We start from the raw sequence: 5,061 nt of genomic DNA, 5'->3' as shown, positions 1-5,061 counted from the left end.
TGGCGACCGTTCGCAGCGGGCGGGGTCGCCACGTGCCGAGGTGCGTGAGGTAGTTGGGTCCGCCCGCCTTGGCCGTCGTGCCGACCGATGACCGCTTCCAGCCGCCGAAGGGTTGCCGTTGCACGATGGCACCAGTGATGCCTCGGTTGACGTAGAGGTTGCCGGCCTGGACCGAGTCGATCCAGGTGTTGACCTCCGCGGCGTCGAGCGAGTGGATGCCTGCCGTCAGTCCGTAGTCGGTGGCGTTCTGCCACTCGATCGCCTCGGCGAGCGTCGAGGCCTGCATGATGCCCAGCACGGGGCCGAAGTATTCGGTCTGGTGGAATTGGCTGCCGGGTCGAACCCCCGAGCGGACCCCGGGGGACCACACGCGAGGGTCGGGCCCCAGCTGGCGCGGCTCGACCAGCCACGTCTCACCCTCCCCGAGCGTCGTCAGCCCTTCCGCGAGCTTGCCGGTCGGTGCCTCGATGATCGGACCCATCGTGACTTCAGGGTCCTGGGGGAAGCCAACCTTGAGCGAGGCGACGGCGTCGACGAACTGGCGCTCGATTCGCTCGGAGGTGGCGACCGAGCCCACCACGATCGCCAGGCTCGCCGCCGAGCACTTCTGGCCAGCGTGGCCGAACGCGCTCCTGACGAGGTCGGCCACCGCGAGGTCGATGTCGGCACTCGGGGTGATGATGATGGCGTTCTTGCCACTGGTCTCGGCCAGCAGCGGGAGGTCAGGACGCCACGACCGGAACAACGCTGCGGTGTCCCAACCACCGGTCAGGATGACCCTGTCGACCTCGGAGTGGGCGATGAGCGCCTTGCTGAGTGCCCCTTCGTCGACCGTGGCATAGCGCAGCACGTCGCGCGGCACACCAGCCTGCCACAGGGCCTCGACCATGACGGCGGCACACCTGCGCGTCTGTGGGGCGGCCTTGATCACGACGCCGCTGCCGACGGCAAGGGCAGCGAGCACCGATCCCGCCGGGATGGCCACCGGGAAGTTCCACGGGGGAGTCACGACGGTGAGCCGGTCCGGGACGAATTCGGCGCCGTCGACGGCGTCGAGGCGTTGTGCGGCCTCGGCGTAGAAGTGGGCGAAGTCGATCGCCTCACTGACCTCGACGTCGGCTTCGGCGATGGTCTTTCCGGCCTCGGCGGCCATGACCGAGACGAGGTCACCACGGCGCGCTCCCAGTGCGTTGCCGGCCTGGTGCAGGATCCATCCGCGCACCTCCGCGCCGCGGGATTCCCAGGACACGGCGGCAGAGCGGGTCTCCTGGATGAGGCTCTCGAGGCTGGCCGGCCCCGGCACCTTGTTGCTGCGGACGGTCTCGGCACCGAGCTGCGTGTAGGCGGACCGTGCCAGCACGAGCCGTCCCCACTCGCGGTTGGCACTCGTCGACGGGTCGGTGTCGGGCGTGTTGGCGAATCGGTCGTCGTGCCCTGCCTGGATCTCGGTGAGCCGATTCTGCGTGCGGTGGGGCGGAGGCACCACCTCGTCGAGGTCGGCGACGGAGGCGAGGAATCGACGGGTCTCGCGGTCGAACAGGTCTGGCTCCGCGGCGAGCTCGAAGGCGGCGGACATGAAGTTGTCGCTGCTCGCATTCTCCTCGAGTCGACGGACAAGATAGGAGATGGCGACATCGAACTCGGACGGTCGAACGACGGGCGTGTACAGCAGAAGCTTCCCGATGTCGCCGCGCACCGCGTCGACCGGGCCGCTGTCCATGCCCAGCAGCATCTCGAAGTCAACCGAGTCGCGCACGCCTCGATCGCCCGCCAGCAGCCACGCGAAGGCGATGTCGAAGAGGTTTTGCCCGGCCACCCCGATGCGCACAGCGTCGACATGGTCGTGCGTGAGGGCCCAGTCGAGCACACGCTTGTAGTTGGTGTCGGTCTCCTGCTTGCTGGACCACGTGGCCAGAGGCCACCCGTGGACGGTCGCGTCGACGCGTTCCATGGCCAGGTTGGCCCCCTTGACGACGCGGACCTTGATGGCAGCACCGCCCCCGGCCCGGCGCTTCGCGGCCCAGTCCTGCAGCCCTTGCATCGCCCCGAGCGCGTCCGGGAGATAGGCCTGAAGGACGATGCCGGCCTCGAGGTCGGGGAAGGATTCCAGGACCGTGGTGAACACAGCCACTGTCAGGTCGAGGTCGTGGTACTCCTCCATGTCGAGGTTGATGAAGGTCGGCTCACCCGATGCTGCGAGCTCGTAGAGCGGGGTCAGCTGCGTGACGACCCGTGCCACCGACTCGTCGAACGCCCACATCGAGAGCTGGCTGGCCACCGACGAGACCTTGACCGAGACGTAGTCGACATCGTCGCGCTCGAGGAGCTCCATCGTCCCGGCGCGCCGGGCTGCCGCCTCGCCCTCACCGAGCACCGCCTCGCCGAGCAGGTTGAGGTTGAGCCGATCGCCACCGGCCCGCAGCCGCGCGATGGTTCGGCCGAGCTGCTTGGGCCGGGCGTCGACGACCAGGTGGCCGACCATGCGACGCAGGGTGCGGCGTGCGACCGAGACGACCAGGCTGGGGAAGACGATGGCCGCGACGGCGCCGAGCTTGAGCAGGAAACGCTGGGTCCGGGGCAGGAACGACGGAGTCTCGCGTGCGAGGGTGCGCAGGTTGCGAGCGGCTACCCGGCGGTCGTCGGGCCGCACGACCCGGTCAACGAACCCGATCGTGAAGGCAAGGCCCTGGGGGTCCTTCAGGAGACCGGCCAGACGCTCTGCGGACTTGTCCCGCCGACGTGGCGTGGCTCGTTCCGGATCAATCCACGCACGCACGAGCTCGACGCTGCGTTCGGCCAGGGTGAGTTCACTCATGTTGTGGCCCACGTTAGTACCACCAGGGGACTGACTTTGACCCCCCGCCCCGGTCAATCCTGTGAGCCAAAGCTCCAGACGACCGCGGAGGCTGCGAGCCCGGCCACGAGGGGCACCAAGAACCCCGCCGAAGCCCCCCGCTCGTCGACGACCCAACCGGCAACGGCAGCGCCCGGGGCCACCCCGACGGCGAGACCCGTGGTGCTCCACGTCAATGCCTCGGTGAGCCGTGACGCGGGCACTCGCATCTCGATGAGGCTGACGATCGCGATCAGCGTCGGCGAGATCATCGACCCGGCCAGGAACATTCCCGCAGCCAGCCACCAGACTCCCGGAAGAAGCCCCAGCGGTGCGAACAGCAGGCTCAGGGCGAGGAGCGCGACCCGCAACCGGCGTGACGGGTCACGTGGATGGGGGAGGGCGCCGATGATGACGCCGGAGACGAGGCTGCCCACGGCCCAGATCGCCAGGATCGCCCCTGCGGCACCGCGTCGTCCCTCCTCCGCCGTGAACGCCACCACGATGACCTCGGTGGAGCCGAACACGACACCAAGGCCCAGCGATGCTGCGACAACGGGCCCGAGCAGCGTCCAGCCGATCGGCGGGCGTCTGCCGGCGTCGTGAACGACGGCAGGCGGCGCCGTGCTGTGCTGCAGCGCGAGAGCCCAGCAGCCGAGGGTGGCGGCGACCGCGGCAACGATGAGGCCAGCGAGATCCGCGACCTGCAGGGTCAGGAAGGTGACCAGCACGGGGCCGACGACGAAGACGACCTCGTCCAGCACCGCCTCGATCGAGAACGCGGTGTTGAGCTGGCTCCTGTCGCTCACGGCGTGTGTCCACCGCGCACGGACCATGCTGCCCGTCTGCGGCGAGGCGAGTCCGGCTGCTGCAGCGCACAGCTGCGGCCACGGTGCGGACCACTGCGACTCGATGGCGAGCAGGGTGAGGAAGATCCCGACCGCGTACGCGGCCCCGACGACCCAGAGCACCGCCGACTGGCCGAGGTGGTCGGCGAGCCGACCCTGGATCGGCCCGAACGCTGCGGCTGCCAGCACGTACACCGCCGCCAGCAGACCGGCTTCGGCGTAGGAACCGGTCCGCTCCGACACCAGAAGCACGATGCCCAGCCCGGCCATCGACAGCGGCATCCGCGAGATCGTCGCGGTCACGGAGAAAAGCGCGGCTCCGGGCCGTGACAGCGCAGCTTTGTACTTGGCGAGAACGGTCATCTTCAGCAACTCCTGCCTCCCAGCGCGAGCAGACTATCGGCAGCGGTGGGACGATGTGCCCATGGATTCTCGCCCGTTTGACGCACTGCTTCTTGTCTCCTTCGGCGGCCCGGAGCAACCCGACGATGTGGTGCCGTTCCTCGAGAACGTCACGGCCGGGCGCGGCATCCCCCGGGAGCGCCTTGAGGAAGTCGGCCAGCACTACTTCCTGTTCGGGGGAAAGTCGCCCATCAACGAGCTCAATCTCGAGCTTCTCGATGCCCTGCGCAAGGATTTCGCCGAGCACGGCGTCGAAGTGCCGATCTACTGGGGCAACCGCAACTGGGACCCCTACCTCCGCGACACGGCGCGGCAGATGGCCGCCGACGGTGTGCGGCGGGCAGCGTGCTTCGTGACGAGCGCCTACTCCTCCTACTCCGGCTGCCGCCAGTACCGGGAAGACCTGTACGACGCGGTCACCGGCCTCGACATCACCCTCAGCAGGCTGCGCCACTACTTCAACCATCCCGGGTTCGTGGGGCCGTTCGTCGAGGCGACGTCGGCGGCTCTCAAGCAGGCTCCCCAAGACACCCACGTCGTCTTCGTGACGCACTCGATCCCGACGTCCATGAACGACGCCAGCGGGGGACCCGGACGCGAGCTGTACGAGCGCCAGCACCAGCAGGTCGCGAAGCTGGTGGCCGAGGGGGCCGGCGCCGAGCGCTGGTCCCTCGCCTACTGTTCCCGCTCGGGCTCGCCGCGCACGCCGTGGCTCGAGCCGGACATCAACGACCACCTGCGTGAGCTCCACGGGTCTGGTGTGTCGTCGGTCGTCGTCGTGCCGATCGGCTTCGTCTCGGACCACATGGAGGTCATCTACGACCTCGATACCGAGGCCAAGGAAACCGCAGACGAGCTCGGGCTGGTCTTTCAGCGCGTCGACACGCCCGGTTCCCACCCGGCATTCGTCGAGATGGTGCGCGAGCTGCTGCTCGAACGCGCTGCCGTCGAGAGGGGTGAGCAGGTCGAGAGGCCGTG

Annotated in this window: 3 protein-coding genes; 1 reads left to right on the top strand and 2 read right to left on the bottom strand. The window is 68.8% G+C overall.

Annotated features, from left to right (window positions below; all coding sequences use genetic code 11):
* On the bottom strand, positions 1-2,815 hold a 2,815-nt coding region (locus H7290_RS10425; protein ID WP_290513951.1), incomplete at its 3' end, for a bifunctional proline dehydrogenase/L-glutamate gamma-semialdehyde dehydrogenase.
* 53 nt (positions 2,816-2,868) lie between these two features.
* Entirely contained in the window at positions 2,869-4,044 is a 1,176-nt protein-coding gene (locus tag H7290_RS10420) for an MFS transporter (RefSeq protein ID WP_290513950.1), read from the bottom strand.
* A 61-nt stretch (positions 4,045-4,105) separates the two neighbouring features.
* Here H7290_RS10420 and H7290_RS10415 point away from each other — a divergent pair.
* Positions 4,106-5,061 (top strand): ferrochelatase (locus H7290_RS10415; protein ID WP_290513949.1); only part of this gene is annotated, 956 nt, incomplete at its 3' end.

It is taken from the genome of Aeromicrobium sp., assembly GCF_014378035.1.
GTDB lineage: Bacteria > Actinomycetota > Actinomycetes > Propionibacteriales > Nocardioidaceae > Aeromicrobium.
This window is presented reverse-complemented; position numbering and strand designations above follow the sequence as displayed.